Source organism: Myroides sp. C6-3 (assembly GCF_050522425.1).
GTDB lineage: Bacteria > Bacteroidota > Bacteroidia > Flavobacteriales > Flavobacteriaceae > Flavobacterium.
Genome location: NZ_JBMVQP010000004.1, coordinates 35,141 through 55,094, shown reverse-complemented (window position 1 = coordinate 55,094; position 19,954 = coordinate 35,141). Strand labels below are relative to the sequence as shown.

General features: G+C 38.3%; 14 protein-coding genes. 6 read left to right on the top strand and 8 right to left on the bottom strand.

Annotated elements, in window-relative coordinates; genetic code table 11:
- Positions 1–26: 26 nt before the first annotated feature.
- Positions 27–926, top strand: a complete 900-nt coding sequence (locus tag ACPDG9_RS02900; protein WP_430526314.1) for a glycoside hydrolase family 25 protein — start codon at positions 27–29, stop codon at positions 924–926.
- 5 nt (positions 927–931) lie between these two features.
- Here the strand turns inward: ACPDG9_RS02900 and ACPDG9_RS02895 are convergent, their stop codons facing one another.
- Positions 932–2,017, bottom strand: coding sequence for an ABC transporter permease (locus ACPDG9_RS02895; protein WP_430526313.1), 1,086 nt, complete (start codon positions 2,015–2,017; stop codon positions 932–934).
- 14 nt (positions 2,018–2,031) lie between these two features.
- The gene (locus ACPDG9_RS02890) at positions 2,032–4,266 is read right to left on the bottom strand and encodes a carboxy terminal-processing peptidase (RefSeq protein ID WP_430526312.1); all 2,235 of its coding nucleotides are present in this window, start codon (positions 4,264–4,266) and stop codon (positions 2,032–2,034) included.
- A gap of 183 nt (positions 4,267–4,449) precedes the next feature.
- Here ACPDG9_RS02890 and surE point away from each other — a divergent pair, with 183 nt between their 5' ends.
- From surE to ACPDG9_RS02865, 5 genes are read left to right on the top strand one after another with little or no spacing between them, the layout of a single operon-like run.
- Complete coding sequence (gene surE, locus ACPDG9_RS02885) at positions 4,450–5,220, top strand: 5'/3'-nucleotidase SurE (RefSeq protein WP_430526311.1); 771 nt, start codon at positions 4,450–4,452, stop codon at positions 5,218–5,220.
- The gene (locus ACPDG9_RS02880) at positions 5,221–5,499 is read left to right on the top strand and encodes a hypothetical protein (RefSeq protein WP_430526310.1); all 279 of its coding nucleotides are present in this window, start codon (positions 5,221–5,223) and stop codon (positions 5,497–5,499) included.
- Entirely contained in the window at positions 5,500–6,612 is a 1,113-nt protein-coding gene (lpxB, locus tag ACPDG9_RS02875) for a lipid-A-disaccharide synthase (RefSeq protein WP_430526309.1), read from the top strand.
- 28 nt (positions 6,613–6,640) lie between these two features.
- Positions 6,641–7,246: a C40 family peptidase gene (locus tag ACPDG9_RS02870; RefSeq protein ID WP_430526308.1), complete on the top strand. Its 606-nt coding sequence runs from the start codon at positions 6,641–6,643 to the stop codon at positions 7,244–7,246.
- Positions 7,247–7,294: 48 nt separating this feature from the next.
- Complete coding sequence (locus ACPDG9_RS02865; RefSeq protein WP_430526307.1) at positions 7,295–9,283, top strand: ComEC/Rec2 family competence protein; 1,989 nt, start codon at positions 7,295–7,297, stop codon at positions 9,281–9,283.
- Positions 9,284–9,288: 5 nt separating this feature from the next.
- Here the strand turns inward: ACPDG9_RS02865 and ACPDG9_RS02860 are convergent, their stop codons facing one another.
- From ACPDG9_RS02860 to ACPDG9_RS02835, 6 genes are all read right to left on the bottom strand, one after another.
- Positions 9,289–9,741 carry a thioredoxin family protein gene (locus ACPDG9_RS02860; protein ID WP_430526306.1) on the bottom strand — a complete coding sequence of 151 codons (453 nt, stop codon included), beginning with the start codon at positions 9,739–9,741 and terminating at the stop codon, positions 9,289–9,291.
- 17 nt (positions 9,742–9,758) lie between these two features.
- The gene (locus ACPDG9_RS02855; RefSeq protein WP_430526305.1) at positions 9,759–11,867 is read right to left on the bottom strand and encodes a peptide MFS transporter; all 2,109 of its coding nucleotides are present in this window, start codon (positions 11,865–11,867) and stop codon (positions 9,759–9,761) included.
- Between the two features lie 101 nt (positions 11,868–11,968).
- The gene (locus ACPDG9_RS02850) at positions 11,969–13,603 is read right to left on the bottom strand and encodes an MFS transporter (RefSeq protein WP_430526304.1); all 1,635 of its coding nucleotides are present in this window, start codon (positions 13,601–13,603) and stop codon (positions 11,969–11,971) included.
- 149 nt (positions 13,604–13,752) lie between these two features.
- Positions 13,753–15,291, bottom strand: coding sequence for a peptide MFS transporter (locus ACPDG9_RS02845; protein WP_430526303.1), 1,539 nt, complete (start codon positions 15,289–15,291; stop codon positions 13,753–13,755).
- A gap of 38 nt (positions 15,292–15,329) precedes the next feature.
- Positions 15,330–17,102, bottom strand: a complete 1,773-nt coding sequence (locus ACPDG9_RS02840) for a peptide MFS transporter (RefSeq protein ID WP_430526302.1) — start codon at positions 17,100–17,102, stop codon at positions 15,330–15,332.
- 69 nt (positions 17,103–17,171) lie between these two features.
- Positions 17,172–19,337, bottom strand: a complete 2,166-nt coding sequence (locus ACPDG9_RS02835) for a S9 family peptidase (protein ID WP_430526301.1) — start codon at positions 19,335–19,337, stop codon at positions 17,172–17,174.
- Between the last annotated feature and the right edge of the window lie 617 nt (positions 19,338–19,954).

Sequence of the window (19,954 nt, the reverse complement as noted above, 5' to 3'; positions counted from 1 at the left end):
CGTATTTTTGTTTTTTTACAATACTTATGGCTTCTACAAAATACGGAACGGGGCAAAATTCTCCAATTGCAGTGGTAAACAAAAAACAACCTACAAAGAGAAAACCCACGCCACGACGACCAAAAAAGAAAAAAGGCAATACGGTGTTTACGCGTGTTAAGTGGATCTGTATTGTAGTGGTTTTAATAGGCGTTGGCGTATGGTTTGGTATTACGTTTCAAGAGGGAATTAAGTACTTTTTTAGCTCACAGCGCAAAGAAGCGGATGAAAAATCCTTCTTTGATTTCCGCACAGTTGAAGTATTGCAGCGTCATAGTGATCGCATGATTGGATTTGATGTCTCGCATTACCAAGGTGTAATTGATTGGCAACAAGTAGACTCTGTTGCGCAACGTGCACCGTTAGAATTTGTGTTTGTTCGCGCTACCATGGGGGATGATGGCAAGGATAAAGCTTTTGAAATCAATTGGAAAGGCGCTCGTGCGAATCACTTTATTCGAGGAGCTTATCACTATTATCGCCCGGATGAGAATTCCATCAAACAAGCGGAGAATTTTATAGCAACTGTTACACTCCATGAAGGCGATTTTCCTCCTGTATTGGATATTGAAGATCTTCCAAAGCAACAATCCATGGAAAATCTTGTTCTAGGTTTAAAGCGATGGATGGAAATGGTGGAAAAACACTATGGAGTACGACCTATTCTGTATTCAGGGGAACACTACTATACCAATCACCTAAAAAAATGGTTTCCTGATCATATCGTGTGGATTGCCAATTATAACTTCTTCGTAGAGGAAATTAAACCAGAGTGGCATTTTTGGCAATTTACTGAAAAAGGTGTGGTGAAGGGAATTGACGGAAAAGTGGATCTCAATATTTACAACGGAACAAAATCTGATATTCGCAGTATTCTAATCAAATAATAGGGTTATTTACGCACATCAAAGGCATCGCGAATTGCATTGCCTAACTGTGTAAAACACATAACAATACTAAACATAGCCAAGCCCGGAAGTAGGGCTAAATAAGCTTTCCCAACCAAGATATAGTTGTAGTTTTCTTTGATCATGGCTCCCCAACTCGGAGTCGGTACTTGCGTTCCTATTCCCAAAAAGCTCAATCCGCTTTCAACTAAAATTGCAGAGGCAAAGTTAGCAGCCGAAATCACAATCACAGGTGCCATGCAGTTGGGTAAAATGTGTTTCATAATAATGCGGTAATCCGAATACCCCAAGGCTCTAGCTGCTGTTATGTATTGTTGTTGTTTGGTGCTAATGACCTGTCCGCGAACAACACGGGCTACTTCTACCCACATCGTAAGACCCACCGCTATAAAAACTTGCCAAAATCCCTTGCCTAAAGCTAAGGTAATGGCTATAACCAACAGCAGGGTTGGAATAGACCAAAAGATGTTAATGACCCAAAGAATGAAAGCATCGATCTTGCCTCCATAATAACCGGCAATAGCTCCTAAGCTAATACCGATGAGCAAAGAGATGGAAACGGCTATAAAACCAATAGAAATAGAGATGCGAGACCCTAAAACAAGGCGACTGTAATAATCCCTCCCTTGGTTATCTGTGCCCAGCCAATAGGTCTTTTCTTGGATGAGATTCGCTCTCTCCTCAGCTGTAAAACCAGACAACGCTAATTTCTTTTCCTGTACTCCTTCTTGTAGTTCGGTATAGGGGGTATAGATCAAGGTGTCCTGCTGGAGGGTGTATTGACTCAATGGAACTTGGTCAGGCGATTCTTTACGTCCAAACCAATAGTCCGACCACGTTGTTTTTGTCTGATCCGGAAAAACAAGAACGGCAGTTGTAAAACCAGGATGCTTGGAACGGATCGCTAAATCTCCTGCATTGGCATGCTGGGATTTATCAGGTATAATGAAGTACGCAAATACACTGACCAAAAGGAAGAAGATAATAATCCAAAAACACAAAACGCCCCGAAAATCCTTTTTGAATTTTCGGAGCGCAATATTTGTGTTACTATTCTTGTTTCTAGCCATTGAACTAGCTGTGCTTACAGTTTTTTATCAGAAAATGTTTTTGTATTTCGAGGTGCTGTTGTCAGTTGTTTAATGTCGTTTAGGATTTTTACTCCTTCTTCAACATATACATCACTGCCCAAAGATTCATGCCATCTATCTCTTTTTTGTTCTAAAATTGTATCGGTTTTGATGCGCTCAATTTCACTTGGTAAAGAAGAAAATGTCAGGTGATTGTTGTATTTCGAAATGGCTTTGAATTTCTTCACTTTTTCGTCCACCTCTTTTTGTTTGGCTTCGTATTTCTTTAAGTTCAACGTAAATTCTTTTTCATCCTTACGTTGGTTAATCCACTGCGCATTTTCATCAATCAGCTTGAATTGATCGTGACCTGCGATTCTCGATTTACTCTTGTTAATTACGGAAGTAAAGTCGTTGTTATAAGGCGTGTAATTTGCGCGGTCAATTTTATCCCACGGCATCGCATTGTCCATATCACGTTCTCCCATGTCAATGTAAGAATAGCGATCTGGTAAAACAATATCACTCAATACTCCTTCTCTTTGCGTAGATCCTCCATTGATTCGATAGAACTTTTGAAGGGTGATCTTCAACGCTCCTAAGTCGCCATACGGTTGTTTCTTTAATAACTCATTTAAGTCAACTAAATTTTGAACCGTTCCTTTACCATAGGTGTGCTTACTACCAATGATCAATCCGCGTTTGTAATCTTGAATAGCAGCAGCGAAAATCTCAGAAGCCGAAGCAGAGAAATTATTAACCAGTACCACTAACGGACCATCCCATACAATTGGCGTGCCTTTATCATCTAAAATTTGTTGTTTCCCTCTTGATGATTTTACCTGAACTACAGGTCCTTCTTTCGAAAACAAGCCAAGCATATCTACAACGGTTTGTAATGATCCTCCACCATTGTTTCTCAAGTCCATGATGATTCCATCTACATTTTGTTTTTTTAGCTCAATAATTTCTTTTTGAACGTCAGTAAACGCATTGCGGTTGTCTTTGTTTTCAAAGTTGATGTAGAATTTTGGCAATTGGATAATACCATAGCGATTCGCTCCATCTTCAATGATACTCGACTTGGCAAATGTTTCTTCAAATTCAATTACTTCACGGGTGATCGCAACGGTCTTAATTGTTCCTTCAATTTTCTTGATGGTCAAGTAAACGGTTGTCCCTTTTTTTCCCTTGATTAATTTCACCACATTGTCCAAACGAACACCTACAACATCAATAGGTTCTTCCTCTTTACTCTGTGCTACTTTTAAAATGATATCTCCAACTTCGATTTCTTTTCCTCTCCAAGCTGGGCCTCCAGGTACTAACTCGTTGATTTCAACACCTTCTGTTTTCTTTCTTAAGACTGCACCAATTCCTTCAATACTACCACTCATACTCGCATCAAATTTCTCTTTGTTCTCTGGAGCAAAGTAGAAAGAATGCGGATCAAAACGCTCCACAATAGAATTTAAATAAACCGAAAACCAATCTTTGCGCTCTAAATCATTCAACGCATCAAAATACTCGTCTAGCGACTTTTTAGTGCTTTCACGCGCTTCTTTTTCTAATTGCTCAAAGGATTTAATCTCTTTGGGTTTATCGTCTTTTTTCTTTTTAGTAGCCTTCGCTTTTTCTACGGTATTGCCGTATTCATCTACTTCTTCTTCCTCTTCCTCCACGACATCTTTGCCCTCTTGGATTTTGATGTTGTCTGTTAAGGTAGATAAAGCATTTAGTTTCAATTGTTTTCTCCAGCGATCTTTGAGCTCTGCAGGGGTCTTTGCAAAGTCAATGTTGTCGTAATCCGCATCAAAAGACTCCTCCTGAGTATAATCAAAAGGCTCAGCTAAGACCTCGCTATAAATGTCTTTCGCTTCATTCATACGAGCCGTGATACGCTGATAAGTTAAATCAAAGAAAGACAACTCTTTCAATTGAATCATGTCGTCAATTAAAAGCTCATATTTGCTAAACTCATCGATATCCGATTGAAGAAAGTAACGCTTCATTGGATCAAGCGCCTTGATGTATTCGGTATATACTTCTTGTGAAAACTTGTCATCTAACTTGGGTGGATCATAATGGGTACGCTCCATTAAGTATGCGACTAACTCTAGTAAGAGTTGGTCTTTTTCTGGATCCTCCGTTTCCTTTTTAGGTATAAAACTCCATAAAGCTGCAGAAACTGCAAGAAGAAGAATGATAACCTTATAATTTCTTTTCATAAATGCCCAAATAGTATTCATTAAATAGTTTTGAACTAAAGTAGTTAAAAAAGTAGAGTAATTATGATGCGAGCAGATAATTATTTGTTAAATCACAAGATAGGACGTGAGCGACTCCCATATTTGTGTTTATAAAGTCTGAAATAACGAAATGTTTTACATAATAATTGTTACTTTTACGAAAGTAATTAAAAATTTGAGATGATGCAAAAACCATTAATACTTGTTACTAATGACGATGGTATCACGGCGCCAGGAATCCGTGCTTTGATTGATGTGATGAAAGAAATAGGGGAAGTAGTTGTGGTAGCTCCTGATAGTGCGCAATCTGGAATGGGACACGCAGTGACCATTAATAATACCCTGACACTAGAACGTGTAAATATTGACCCAGAAATAGAACTAGAATACGCTTGTTCAGGTACACCTGTGGATTGTGTGAAAATCGCCTTAGGACAAATCTTAGATCGCAAACCTGATCTGTGCGTTTCGGGAATTAATCACGGATCTAATTCGTCTATTAATGTGATTTATTCGGGAACAATGAGCGCTGCTTTGGAAGCGGGAATGAGTGGAATTCCTGCGATTGGCTTTTCCTTATTAGATTTTAGTTGGAATGCCGATTTTGAACAGGTTCGCACTTTTGTAAAAAAGATCACAACCCAAGCGCTAGAAAATGGAATTCCCAAAGAAGTGGTGTTAAATGTGAATTTTCCGCGTTTGCTGACCGATGAAATCAAGGGAATCAAGGTTTGTCGACAAGCTAAAGCGGTTTGGATTGAAGACTTTGACAAGCGAATGAGCCCGAATGGAAAAGAATACTATTGGCTAAAAGGAGAATTTGTCAACCAAGATAAAGGAGAAGATACGGATGAATGGGCTTTGAGAAATGGGTTTGTTTCTATTGTTCCTGTACATTTTGACTTAACGGCACATCACGCGATAAACAGAATTAATAATTGGGAATTAGTATAGATGGGAACTAGAATTAAAGACATTCTACTGGGCTTTCTAATCGGATCAAGTTTGACCGTAATTGGAGCTGAACTCTACTTGAGGTTATTTACCAACTTTGATTTATTCGTCAATTTCGATTTAATCCGCAAAGCAGGCCTGTTGGGGAGAATTGTAGCCATTGGCAGTTTGTTGAATTTGGGAATCTTTACCTTTTTTATCAATAAAAGAAAGGATTACTATGCGAGAGGCTGCATTTTTGCAGTGATTATTATTACGCTAATCACACAGTTGTTGTAGATGAAATATTACATTATCGCAGGTGAAGCATCAGGTGATTTACATGGTGCCAACCTAATGAAATCAATTTACGCGAAAGATCCGCAAGCCGATATTCGCTTTTGGGGTGGTGACTTGATGCAAAAAGTAGGAGGGACGTTAGTGAAACACTATAAAGATTTAGCCTTTATGGGGTTTGTAGAAGTCGTTCAAAACCTGCGTACCATCCTGAAAAATATTTCTTTTTGTAAAAAAGATATTGCTGCTTTTGCACCGGATGTGTTAATCTTTATCGATTACCCAGGTTTTAATATGCGCATTGCACAATGGGCTAAAGAACATAAAATACCTACACATTATTATATCTCCCCCCAAATTTGGGCGTGGAAGGAAAGTCGAATCAAAGCCATCAAACGAGATGTCGATTTTATGTATGTGATTCTGCCTTTTGAAAAGGACTTTTACGAAAAGAAACATCAATACCCAGTCACTTTTGTAGGTCATCCTTTGATCGACGAAATTGAAGAATTTCGCGCCAAAGAACGCCCTGATTTTCGCCAAAAGTATCAGTTAGATGAGCGCCCAATTATTGCTCTTCTGCCAGGTAGTAGAAAGCAAGAAATTAAACGCTTATTAGGTGAGATGCTATCTGTGATACAGAATCACCCCGAATATCAGTTTGTCATTGCAGGGGCTCCTGGCCAAGAACCCTCTTTTTATGAGCAGTTTTTGAAAGGACAAAATATTTCTTTTATCACTAATGATACGTATGCGCTACTAGATGTTGCTTATGCTGCTTTAGTGACTTCAGGAACAGCTACCTTAGAAACAGCACTGTTTAAAGTGCCACAAGTCGTCCTGTATAAAGGCAATACCATCTCGTATGAAATTGCCAAGCGAATTATTACTTTAAAATACATCTCTTTGGTTAATTTAATTATGGATGAAGAGGTTGTTGTCGAGTTAATTCAACACGATTGCAATGCGAAAAGAATCGCTCAAGAGTTCGAAAAAATTGCGAAAGGTGAAAAAAGAAGCGAAATTTTGTTGGATTATGAAAAATTAATTCATAATTTAGGCGGTCGCGGGGCTAGTGATTTAGTAGCCAGCGAGATTATTAAAAATTCTAATTGAAAATTGAGTATGTAAACCCCCTTTTGCTATGAAAAATAAAACAGTACTTTCCACCATTTTTGTAGGTTTGAGCCTAGTGTGCTCGAGCTACACACAAGCTGCAACAACAAAAGTTGAAAATCCAGTGAAGAAGAGGGGAACAGTGGTTTTAAACGAAAGCAAAAAGACGGATGATGAGATTCGAAATCAATTGGATGCACTATTAGAAGAAATGAGTACTTCAAAAGCAGTTAGCGAAGAAGTATCGGATTTAGTGCTAAATACAGCCTTTGACTTTGAAGGTGTACGATATCGTTTTGGCGGAACAACCCGAAGTGGAATGGACTGTTCTGGTTTAGTGATGAATGCCTTTAATGATACCTCAATCAATTTACCTCGTAATTCAAGCGCAATGGCGCAAGTAGGTGATAAAGTTTCTAAAAATCAAGCGCAAAAAGGCGATCTTATTTTCTTCCGTACGGGACGTGGAAATAGAATTAGCCATGTTGGTATAGTAACAGAAGTAATTGATGATGAGATTAAATTCATTCACTCTTCTACTAGTAAAGGTGTAATCGTTTCTTCAACGAAAGAAGATTATTACAAAAGAAGATTTGTTCAAATAAACAGAGTTTTGACAGACGAAAGTATCTAAATCAAAACAAGGAAAATAACTTGGAGAGAATTTTGATGTACTCATCGCATGAGGCCATTAAAATTCTCTTTTTTGTTTTATGCCACTGCGGTGGCTCTTGGTATTTGTAGTAAATCCCTCTGTAGTGTAAAAGGGGTTGTACCTGTTTGCATTGCTTTTGCCCTCTTGCTTTTTCTTTCGATCAAAAGCAAACGCATATTTCATCCTTTTTCTTTTTATTTTACTGGGTTGCTCTACTATGTCCTGTGCTTTTGTCTTGGCTTTTTGACTGCTTTTTTTGTGGATTGGAGACAGCAACATGGTAATTATACATTGGCTGTTGTGGATCAACGAGCGTATCAAGTGGATTTTCGCCTAGTGGAGCGGCAACAAACAAGGAGTGATAAAACGCGTTATATCGTTGCTATCGAAGCTGTTGATCAAGTGTTTACACAAGGGAAAGCGCTTGTGTTTTTAGAAGATAGCGTGTTGAAGCTCGGTACTAAATACCAAGCAGTAGCTCATTTTAAGTCCTTTGAAGGGGTTAAAAATAGTGGACAGTTTGACTATGCTGCTTTGATGAAAAGAAAGGGAATTGAGAAGCAGCTACTTGTTCAAACGATGTACCCTGTTGATGAAGGTCAATACGGGTATGCTTGGTTTATGGCAAGGCGTGTAGAGCTGCAACAACGCATCGCTCAAACGAAGATGTCCCCACAGGCGAAAGCCTTGCTTTCTGCTCTTTTGTTGGGGGATCGCCAAGGTATAGAGCAGGAGCAGATCGATGTCTTTCAACGTTTAGGATTGATGCATGTTTTGGCTATTTCTGGTTTGCATATCGGTGTGATCTACCTGTTTTTATCTGTCTTAACTTCTTTCTTGAACCCGCGTTATCGCTGTGTATTACTCGTGTTTCTGTTGTGGATTTTCGTTTTTCTTTCGGGTTTCTCTCCTTCTGTTTTTCGAGCGGTTTTCATGTTTTCTCTACTATCCGTAGCCAAGGAGGTGAGACGCAAACAACCAACTCGTGAAATCATCGGATTAACGCTTTTTTTCAGCTTGCTGTTTCAGCCCAATTGGCTTTTTGATGTCGGGTTTCAATTGAGTTATGCTGCGGTATTAGGTATTGTGTGGTTGATGCCTTTGTTTAAAAAAGCGTATACCCAAAATAAATATGTAAACTACTATTTAGGATTGTGTTATGTTTCTTTGGTGGCACAATTGAGCGTGCTTCCTTTGCAGCTGTATTACTTTCATTCCTTTTCCTTCTCTTTTTTATGGAGTAATGTACTGGTGATTCCACTTCTAACTTTACTCCTCGTTCTAGGGATGTGCTTTTTGTGTTTCGGATGGATGATCCCTGTTGTGGCAGAAAGTTTGGCGTTTTGCTTGGAGCAAATTACTTCCTTTCTTTTTTTGTTGCTAGATGGATTGGATCAGCTAAACATTCAACTTACATCGATTTATATCAGTCGCGTGGACTTAGGGCTGCTTCTGCTAGGATTGGTATGTATGGGGTATGTGCTGCATCATTTCAATCTCAAGAGCATTAAAATTGCCTTAGTTAGTCTCCTGTTATTACCCCTGATCAGTAGCGGTGTTCGGTTTATAGATCAACCATCCAATGCCTTTATTATCGCTTCAACAAGGGAGAAAGAAATGCTTTTACTGCAGTATAAGAATAAAGTGCTTTCTGTATTTGAGTATGGCGGAACTACTTCGATTATAGTCAAGCGTTATCAACAGCACTATCAGCCGTCCAGGTTGGTTCAAACAAGAGGGAAAGACGTGTATCAACTAGACAGGTCCACTAAACTAGTAGTACTCTCTCGCACCACTCCTTTTTATCAACTGAAGCACAAAGTAGAAATCCTTTATTTTCACGATAATGTTCAGGTTAATTTCGATCGTGTTTTAGCGTATCACCAACCAAAGCAAATTGTTATCGGGAATCAGATGGGAGCGGGCTATAAGAAGCGATTAAAACAAAGTTGTAGGCAAAAAAATATCCCTTTTCACGATATACGTCAAAAGGGATATTGGGGGTATCAATTTTAATGAGATTATATTTTACTCAATAACTGAACAGGTGTATGATAACCAACAATTGATTGATCTAAGTTTCCTTTTTTGTCTAAGATAACCATCGTTGGGTAACCAGGCACACGTAAGAATAAAGTTAATTCATGTGTAGCATTTCTTCCTTTTCTACTCGCGTCATAGTTTGGATTGCTGTACGTCTTACCATTGTAGGTAACCGTTTCATTTCCTTCTGCGTTGAACTTTACAGCATAGTAATTTTTCGTTACATGCGCTGCAAATTTAGGATCACTGAATGTGTTGCTATCTAACATTTTACACGGACCACACCAATCGGTATAGACATCCATAAAAATAGGTTTTGGATCTTTTTTTTGTGCAGCTAAAGCATCGTTTAATGACATCCATTTGATTTCTTGTGCTTGCGCTACAGCCCCAATTAAAAATAGGGTGAATAGGAATACGATTTTTTTCATTGTAATTAGGTTTGTTTTTATTTAACACCGTGCATTAGACGTTTCATAACTGGATTTAGTGCAATCACTAGAATACCGGCAACAATGGGAACAATAGTAAAGATTAAGAAAAACCCAGATAAAGAGTATTTCTCTGTAATATTTTCAATTTGACCTCCCAATTTAGCGGCTAGATTATTACCAATTGCAATCGCTAAATACCACATACCAAACATAAAGGCAATCATTCTCGCAGGAACAAGCTTAGAAACATAAGAAAGTCCTACTGGTGAAGAGAACAACTCCCCTAAGGTATGAAATAAATAGGCAAAAACAAGCCACATCATCGAAACTCTGTTTCCTTCGGTAATTCCATTAGCGCCATACGCTAAAACTCCAAACCCTAGCGCCATAATGATTAAACCTAATCCATACTTAATCGACGCAGGTGGATTGTATTTTGAATCCCATAGTTTAGAAACTAAAGAAGCAAAAGCAATGATAAAGAAGGAGTTTAAAATAGAGAACCACGAAGCGGTAATCTCTACTTGATTGTCCTTGATTTCTTTGATCTCTGCTTGTACAATATGTGGTATTTTATCATGTGCTCCATATTCAGCAAGTAATTTAGCTTCTAATTCATCCGTCAGAATGTGGTAGGTGCCCAATTCTTCATAAATAGCAACTGTTGTGCCAACTGCATATTCTTCGCGGTTTGAAATAATGGTGTTTTTTTCGACAATTTTATCCCCATCTTTGGCTTGAAAAGCCGTTGAAACCGGTTGGTAGTGATAGGTGGCATTTTGATTGTCGTCTAGTTTTTGACTTCCATCTTCATTGAGAACAAGTGTTTCTACTGTTTGGTAGTGTACTTGGTACGCATGTGAAGACCAATCTCTGTCTAACATCCAAACGACAGCTCCCCAAACACCTAAGAAGGTTAGTCCCAAGATGATGTTAGAAACGAGTGCTTTTTTGTACGTTCGTTTTGCTAAGATGATCAATACCCAAGAGATTAATGCCAAAGGAATAATCGTTAAGAGCGTATTGAAAATTTTAAATAGTAGAGCCGTATCACCAGAAAGCACACGTTGTGTGTTGTCACGAGCAAAGATAACTAAGGAAGTTGCCCCTTGTTCAAAACTCATCCAGAAGAAGATGGTAAAGAACGCAAAGATAATTACGGCAATCATTCGATCGCGTACTACTTTTGCATAGCGAGCAATACGCCAAATAACAAGAACTAAGAAGACGATCAACCCGAAGGCAATCCCTACTGTAGAACCGTCTTGTCCGAGAATTGTTTCAGGGAAGAGATTGATTCCACCCACAATGCGGAATACATCGTCAAAAGCGTATAGTAAACCGATGATGGTGGTAATTGCGATTAAGATATAATCAATCGTGGTAAAGGGATTGCGTTTTAACGAATCTCTTTCTTCCGGTGTCATGTTGGTTGTATCAACAACTTCTTCTTTATCACTTCTAGCTTCCTTGGAAGGAATATCTCCAATAGAACCGAAGATCGGTTTAGCTAACCAGAATTGAAGTGTTCCTAACAACATAAAGATCCCTGCTAGTCCGAAACCCCAGTGCCATCCAACGCGCTCTCCTAAGTAACCACAAAGCATCATTCCAAAGAACGCCCCTGCGTTTACTCCCATGTAGAAAATCGTATAGGCCCCGTCTTTTTTCTCTGGAAATGATTTGTACATTTCAGATAGAATAGAAGTCATATTCGGTTTAAAGAATCCCGTTCCTATTACTAAACACGCTAAACCGATGTACATGAAAGTCTCTCCTTCCAATGCCATTGCGGCGTGTCCTAAAGTCATAATTAAAGAACCAACGACTACAGCCAATCGGTATCCCATATATTTATCCGCTAAAATACCTCCAAAGATAGGAGTAATGTATAGTAACATGGCGTATGTAGCAAACAAAGCCCCTGCATCAGCAACATTCCAACCCCAACCAGTATTGATTCCAATTACGGACATGGTTAAGAATTGAATTAATAAAACCCTCATTCCGTAGAAGGAGAATCGCTCCCACATCTCGGTAAAGAATAATACAAATAAACCAGCCGGATGCCCAAGCACCTTGGTGTCGAAAAAGTTTGGCTGCGAACTCGAGTTTGCCTGCATAATGTATTGTTTTTTAAATTGGTTGAGAAAGATAACTATTTTTATTTAGTTTAAACGGTTATTTTTTTCGATCTCAATAATTTTAGTATAAAAACACTTCGTTATTTTTTGTTTTCGATTGGTTTAATCACCAATTTATCATAGATAACTAAAGTGACCACAGAAAATATACCAATAGCAAAAATAACATACCAAATTTTGTTTGGACTATAGGTGTTCCAAAGCATATCCACCATTTCCCAATGCGACATACCTAGCTTTTGCTCTGCTAAAGCGAAGTATTCATTTTTAGAGAAGGGGAAGTGAATTTGGCTAATATCAATGGCTTTAGATGCTGCAAAATCCTTGAAGGCTTGTGTCACTTGTAGCCAATCTACTGTGTCTGCTTTGAGGTTGAATTGTTTTTCAAAAGCAGAAATGGACATATTTAACGCCTTAGCTCCTTCTTCTATGAATTGTTCGTGACTGACTACTTCAGGCATTGGCACGTTGCGCGTTGCCATCTCTGTTTTTAAGAGGGATAGCTTATCTGACCACGATTGGTATAAGCTTCCTGATATATAATCCGTAACAGAGTAACTCGCTGCCACAGGTAAAAAGTACGTCCCTTGGTATAAACCATCTTTTCCTTTAGGAGTAATTAATGAAATAAAGGAAGACACGGTTGGACTCGACATCATTTCCCCAATTGAGAAGATCATGGTTCCTAAAATTGTAAATAGTGGATTGTGTGTATAGAAAGTTAGTCCAACTCCAATACTCGCAATAACAGCCCCGCGAATTACTGCGTTGATGTGACGCATCTTAGTTACGAAATAAGAAATTGTCACCTGACAGATGATAATCATAAAAGAGTCAATATTCGTAAACCACTCGGGTTTTACTTGACCATCTTGTGTCAATAAGGTTCCTAAGAACGGTACATTTTCATTGATCCACTCACTTAATGCGGCAGAGTTTACCCAATCCTCGATAAAGTTAGGCAAGGTGTTGAACAATTGGTTAAACATGGTCCAAAAACCAATCATTAATACAAGTAGAATACCTAAACGGACGTCTTTTAAAGCTTCAAATATACCTAGTACAGAATCTTTAATCGCCTTTCCAATAGAGTCTTTGGGTTTTTCTACTTTGGATTCTTTATAGAAAAATAATACGACAACTAAGTTAATAGCAATTACTACGGCAGCTTGTATGAAGATGATGTTCCATCCGTAGGTAGTGCGCAATCCCGATGACATCGCGGGTCCGATAAACCCTCCGATATTCACCATCATATAGAAGATACCAAAACCTAAGGTACCTGAAGATTCATCGGTGTTACTTGCAATAATGGCTGATGCTACAGGTTTAAAAAACGCTGCTCCTACCGCAACTAATAAAAACGCAGCATAGACATTGGAGAATGCAGTTACCTCCCCTAAAAGGTAATAACCGACGATCATGATAATAAAGGAAATAATCAAGGATATTTTATAACCAATACGATCAGCAATAACGCCAAAAAATAAAGGCAAGAAGTATAATATAGCTACTATTCCTCCCATGATACTTCCCTTTTGAACGTGGTCAAAACCAAGGCCACCTGTATCTGTTGAACCAACTAAGTAAAGTCCTAAAAGGGTGTAAATTCCGTACCATGCCCAACGTTCCATGAGTTCCATGAAGCTGGCGATCCAGAAGTTTTTATTGAACGATCGCAACGTTTGTCCAAAGGTTTTATTATTTTGTGACATGATGATAATAGGTTGTTAAAATTTAGGAGTGTAATTTAATTCCTATATTCTATATGGCAATGGATTCCATGTTAAAAAAATAGCTGAAAAAAGAAAAAGCGACCGATAGGCCGCTTTTGTCTTGTTGATATAATAAAAGTGTCGTTTGATTACTTCACTTCCTGCATTAATTTTTTCATCAGTGGTGAAAGTGCAATTAGAATTACCCCAGCAACCACGGCATAAAGACCCAAGTCTTTGTATCCATCTGTATAAGAAAGAAGAGCATCGTAGTTCGGGTGATTCCCTGTTTCAATTTCCGTACGTCCTTTAGACATAGCAGCACCAATGATACCTGCAACATATTGTCCGTACGCACTCGCCAAGAACCACATTCCCATCATCATCCCTTGTAAGTTAGCCGTTGAAAGTTTCGTCATAATAGACAGTCCAATTGGCGATAGGCACAACTCTCCTAGGGTAATGATTAACAAGGCGAAGGTAAAGAAGTCTAACGAAGTCATACCAGCAGCATCAGCGAAGAAACGCGTTCCAAATAAAGCGTAATATCCAGCGCCTAAAAGAATAAATCCTAAACCAAACTTCATTACGGTATTCGGTTCGATTTTCTTTTTCGCCATCCAAATCCACAATAAACCTAATAAAGGTGCAATGAAGATAATGAAGAACGCTCCACCAGAGTTATTCACTCCGTTTGGATCTAGGTGAATACCCAATAAATCTGAATTCAAGTTTTTCGCAGCAAAAATGCTCAATGATCCACCAGCTTGTTCGTAAATACCAAAGAATAGAATCGAGAAGAAAATAAACACTAAAGCAGCAATGATTTTTTTGCGTTCAGCGCTTGTCAATTTAGTCATTTCGTAGAACAAGTAAGCCAAAGCTAAAGGCCCAACTGTGTACATGAAATAAGCCGTGTAATCCGTATTGTCAATCATAAATACGATTACGGGTACCATGGCAAAAGTTAAGACGTATGTCCCTACTTCCTTCCATAAAGGCATTTTTACTTGTTCGCCGTTCGCATTTGTTTGCATCGGTTGTAGTCCGATAGGACCTAAGTGTCTTTTGGTAAAGATGAAGTTCACTAAACTCACTAACATAACGAAAGCGGCTAAACCAAAAGCAACGCTCCAACGGTTTTCTACTGCGATAGAATCTTGGAATAAGTGTCCTTTTCCAATAGCGATACACAAGTATCCTCCAATCAATGCACCTAAGTTAATTCCTGCATAGAATAAAGAGAAACCAGCATCTGTACGATCATCTCCTTTTTTGTACAATTTACCAACCATTGTTGAGATGTTGGGTTTAAAGAAACCTGTACCAATTACCGTAAAGGCAATACCAATGAAAAAGTAAGCGTGAGGGTCAATCGCTAAGATTAAACTCCCTAAGATCATCATGGCACCACCCCAAAACAAAGACTTTCGGAAACCTAAAATTTTATCTGCAAAAATACCTCCTAAAAAGGTGAAGGCATATACGAAAGCTTGTGTAGCACCGTATTGTAAGTTCGCTTGTGCTTCTTCAAATTTAAGTTGGTCAATCATAAAGAAAACCAACATTCCTCTCATTCCATAGAACGAAAAACGTTCCCACATTTCTGAGAAGAATAAGCTCCAAATTTGCTTCGGGTATTTACCAGAGAAATTTTGAATCTCTTCTAATGTCTGTGTTTGACTCATTGTTTATAGTTTTTATTTATTGTGCAATGCACGGTGGGTTAACGAACACCGTGCATTAGTTTTTTCAATAGTGGGTTTACTAACATCACCAATATTGCAGCAGCAGCTGGGATTAAAGTAAACAAGAAGAAGAAGTGACTCAACGAATATTCTTCCTTAATATTTTCAATTTGCCCTCCTAGGATCGCAGCAAATTTTTGAGCAATTGCCAAGGCTAAGTACCACATACCAAACATAAAGGCTAGCATTTTTCCTGGTACTAATTTCGATACATACGACAATCCTACTGGTGAAATAAATAATTCCCCTAAAGTATGGAATAAGTAAGTTAAAACTAAAAATATCATCGACATTTTTACACCATCACCTAATCCCATTGATCCCAATCCTAAGATTAAGAATCCAATTGCAACTAATAGCAATCCAATTCCGTATTTAAATGCAGCAGGTGGGTTGTATTTAGAATCCCATAATTTCGATACCGAAGACGCTAAAGCAATAATAAAGAACGAGTTTAAGATTGAGAACCATGAAACGGTGATTTCAGAAGCTTCTTTTGAAAATTCAGCATTTAACATATAAATCGCCATCGCCCAAATACCAGCAAAACAAATGAATAAAATCACATTGGATAGCGCGATTTTTTTCCAAGTTGCTTTCGCTAAGAGAATCAATACCCATGAAATAATCAACAAAGGAATGATAGTTAAACACGTATTGATGATATTAAACACCGTTAATGCAGTTCCTTCTAAAGTTCGATCTACATAGTCTCTCGCAACAAGTACTAAAGAAGTCGCTCCTTGTTCAAAACTCATAAAGAAGAACATCAAGAAGAATGCCAATAAGATAACGGCAAACATACGATCTCTAATTACTTTACCATAACGTAGAATACGAGAGACTACTAAGTATAAGAAAGAAACTAAAGCCAAGATAGCCATTAAGTTTTGTCCGCGTAAGTACGAGGTGTCTAAGAAGGCGAAAATATCTAATACACCATTTTTAGATAAAGGATCATTAAATGCGTACAGTAATCCAACAATAGATACAATAGCGATTAAGATGTAATCTACAAGCGTATAAGGATTTTTTGTTTCCTCTTCTTCTTTGATTTGGTTCGCTGTTTTTTCAACTGTAGTATCTTCTTTTTTCAATTCCCCTAAGCTGCCAAAAAGAGGTTTAGCTAACCAAAATTGAATCGTTCCCAAAAGCATGAAAATACCCGCTAATCCAAATCCATAGTGCCATCCTTTTGTTTCGGCTAAGTACCCACAAAGCATCATTCCGAAGAAAGCTCCTGAGTTTACTCCCATGTAGAAAATCGTATAAGCCCCATCTTTCTTTTCAGGAAGTGCTTTGTACATTTCACCTAGCATGGAAGGCATATTAGGTTTGAAGAAACCCGTACCAATCACCAAACAAGCGAGTCCAACAAAGAACCAAATTTTAGAGATTCCCTCTGCAGCCATTGAAGCGTGACCTACGGTCATAATAATCGCTCCAACGATTACCGCCCAACGAGAACCAATGTATTTATCGGCGATAACTCCCCCTAAAATTGGAGTTAGGTATAAAAGCATCGCATACGTACCATATAAGGCACCGGCTTGCTCTGCTGACCAGCCCCATCCTGAAAACTCGCTGCCAAAAAGCACTTGAGCGGTTAAGAATTGAATCAATAATACTCTCATTCCGTAGAAAGAGAAACGTTCCCACATTTCCGTGAAGAAAAGAACGAAAAGACCTGCTGGATGTCCTAAGACATTAGACTTAAAAAGGTCTGATTTAGTAGCTGTTTCTGCTGCCATTTACGTTAAGTTTAGTATAGTTTGTTTTAAAATTTAAACTATAGTTTTAATAGTTGATCGTTAGTCGTTTTATAAGTTGTTTAAGATGAAATTTGTCATCTTGGTGTACAGTTGTAAGCGTGTGTTTCCTCCGTAGATTCCGTGGTTTTTATCTGGGTAGATTAACCAATCAAAATCTTTGTTGTGTTGAACTAAGGTTTCAATCATCGCCATGGCATTTTGAACGTGTACGTTGTCGTCTGCTGTTCCATGCACTAATAAATAGCGTCCTTTGAGTTGGTTGGCAAAGAAATACGGAGAGTTGTCATCGTATCCCGATGGGTTCTCCTGTGGCGTTTTCATGTAGCGTTCGGTGTAGATTGAGTCGTAATATCTCCAGTTGATTACTGGTGCTACAGCGATTGCCATTTTGAATACGTCATTGCCTTTTAAGAGACAGTTCGTCGACATAAATCCGCCGTAACTCCATCCCCAGATTCCAATTCTAGAGGCATCTACGTAACTTTGTTGAGCAAGGTACTTCGCCGCTTCGATTTGGTCTTCTACTTCGTATTTACCCAATTCGTATTGTGTTGTTTTTTTGAAGGCAGCTCCTCTAAATCCTGTTCCTCTTCCGTCAACTGTAACGACAATGTACCCTTTTTGAGTCAGCATCGCATGCCAGTAGTCATTGGAATCAAACCAATGATCTGCCACTTGTTGTGAACCAGGACCACTGTATTGATACATGAATACCGGATATGTTTTGGACGCGTCAAAATTAACGGGTTTCATGATCCAAGCATTCAGCATAACGCCTCCTATTGTTGGAATTTGTGTGAATTCTTTTGTTGGAAGTTGATAGGCTTTTACCTTGTTCTCTAAAGGTGTGTTATTCAAAATTTCTTTCACTACTTTGCCTGTATTACTTTGGTGTAAGGTGTAACGTGGTGCAGTTGTAGTCGAAGAATGTACATTGATAAATAAATCAAATTTCGGACTGAAAATAGCTGTATTTGTTCCCAATTGCGAAGAAAGTAGCTTTTTGTTTTTGCCATTTAATTCGATGGAGTAAACGTCTCGGTAGATCGAGCCTCGCTCTACGGATTGGAAGAATAATCTTTTGTTTTTTACATCAATACCATAGTAGTCAGTTACTTCCCAGTTGCCTTTGGTGATTTGATTTAACAGTTTTCCGTCTTTGTTGTAGTGGTATAAATGGTTGTTTCCATCGCGTTCACTCATCCAAACAAAGTCATTATTGGCTAAAAAGGAAAGGGTGTGTACATCAACATACGCTTTGTCTTTTTCATTTAGGATTAATTTTTTTGCTCGTGTATCACCGTCTACAAAAAATACTTTTAAATCATTTTGATGTCTGTTGATTACTTGGATACTCAAGTATTTAGCGTCGTTGGTCCATTTGATTCTCGGAATGTAAAAATCGGAAAATTCAGATAGATCCACAGTGTTGTTCTCCTTTTGATTGACATCGTAAATATGAAGAGAAACTACTGCATTTTTTTCTCCTGCTTTTGGATATTTAAATTTATCTTGTGTAGGGTATAATCCCGATCCATATACGTCCATGGAGTATTCCGGAACTTCAGTTTCGTCAAACTTGACATACGCCAATTGTGTACTCGATTTATTCCAATCAAACATGCGTACAATGCTGAATTCTTCTTCATACACCCAATCGGAAATACCATTAATGATATGGTTTTTCTGTCCGTCTTGTGTTAGTTGCGTGGTTTTTTTTGATGCAATATCGTAAATGAATAGGTTGTTTTGATAAGCATAAGCTATCTTGTTGCCATCAGGAGAAAAAAGCGGTTCCATGATGGGGTGATCTGCTATTTTTGTAATCTGATTCGCCTTGGGATTGTACAAGTAGTAATCCGCTAAGAAAGAACGGCGATAGATTGGTGTTGTGTTGGTTCCAATAAGAATTTGTTCCTCTTTCGCGTCAAAGACATAGCTTTCGATAGATTTGACGGCAGGGAAATGCTGATTACTGAAAACCGTTTTTGTTTTTTCTAAGGTTGAGAAGTCGTATAAATTAATTACTTGGTGCTGCTCAGAAATGCGCTCAATACGCGCGTATTGATTCTGGGTCTCTAAGGTGTTGACCGCTTGCATAGCCTCTGTTTTAAAGGTGCCATTCCATATTTCTGATAGCTCAATGCTCTTTTGCGCTAGACCAATTTGCGTAGCAATCACGCAAATTAAAGAGGTGAATTTAATGTATTTCATTATCTAATTAGTCGAAAAAACTTCCAATTTTACTGAAAAAATCTGATTTATGCCAATTTTCATTCAGATTAAATAATAAAAACTTAATTTTATTGAAGCGTTTTTGGTACTGAAAGTCCCAATACCTTGCACAAATCGTATGGAATTTTATTTATTTGCTTTTTTTACGGGCTGTTGTTTAGAGTATTCTTGCATCATAGATAATTTAACGGATAATGGAGTGAGGAGAACGGAATTAGCAAGGTGTTGCCGAATAGGGTTGTCTTTTTTTATCCCTTGTCATGGGGGTTGAAAATTAGACTAAGACTACAAGAGGTCTATCTATCACTAAAAAATGAAAACGTACACAGTTGGTGTAAGTATAGACTAGGCTTGTTCGGGGTGAGTCCATAGTGAGTCCATGGTGAGTCCATAGTGAGTCCATTAAAACGGTTATTTTAATAGAGGCACTATGGACGCACTATTGAGCTACCCTAGACATATACTAATGATGACTAGAACAAGACATGAGCAGGACTACCCCCTCATTATTTCCTTAGCGATGTTACGCATGCCAGCGATTTACAGGGCGTTGTTGCTCCTTTCTCTTTTCTCCTTCAATATTTCCATTTCATAAC

Coding starts and splice junctions, on each gene's coding strand:
- ACPDG9_RS02900 (WP_430526314.1), top strand. CDS start 27: ATGGCTTCTACAAAATACGGAACGGGGCAAAATTCTCCAATTGCAGTG.
- ACPDG9_RS02895 (WP_430526313.1), bottom strand. CDS start 2,017: ATGGCTAGAAACAAGAATAGTAACACAAATATTGCGCTCCGAAAATTC.
- ACPDG9_RS02890 (WP_430526312.1), bottom strand. CDS start 4,266: ATGAATACTATTTGGGCATTTATGAAAAGAAATTATAAGGTTATCATT.
- surE (WP_430526311.1), top strand. CDS start 4,450: ATGCAAAAACCATTAATACTTGTTACTAATGACGATGGTATCACGGCG.
- ACPDG9_RS02880 (WP_430526310.1), top strand. CDS start 5,221: ATGGGAACTAGAATTAAAGACATTCTACTGGGCTTTCTAATCGGATCA.
- lpxB (WP_430526309.1), top strand. CDS start 5,500: ATGAAATATTACATTATCGCAGGTGAAGCATCAGGTGATTTACATGGT.
- ACPDG9_RS02870 (WP_430526308.1), top strand. CDS start 6,641: ATGAAAAATAAAACAGTACTTTCCACCATTTTTGTAGGTTTGAGCCTA.
- ACPDG9_RS02865 (WP_430526307.1), top strand. CDS start 7,295: ATGAGGCCATTAAAATTCTCTTTTTTGTTTTATGCCACTGCGGTGGCT.
- ACPDG9_RS02860 (WP_430526306.1), bottom strand. CDS start 9,741: ATGAAAAAAATCGTATTCCTATTCACCCTATTTTTAATTGGGGCTGTA.
- ACPDG9_RS02855 (WP_430526305.1), bottom strand. CDS start 11,867: ATGCAGGCAAACTCGAGTTCGCAGCCAAACTTTTTCGACACCAAGGTG.
- ACPDG9_RS02850 (WP_430526304.1), bottom strand. CDS start 13,603: ATGTCACAAAATAATAAAACCTTTGGACAAACGTTGCGATCGTTCAAT.
- ACPDG9_RS02845 (WP_430526303.1), bottom strand. CDS start 15,291: ATGAGTCAAACACAGACATTAGAAGAGATTCAAAATTTCTCTGGTAAA.
- ACPDG9_RS02840 (WP_430526302.1), bottom strand. CDS start 17,102: ATGGCAGCAGAAACAGCTACTAAATCAGACCTTTTTAAGTCTAATGTC.
- ACPDG9_RS02835 (WP_430526301.1), bottom strand. CDS start 19,337: ATGAAATACATTAAATTCACCTCTTTAATTTGCGTGATTGCTACGCAA.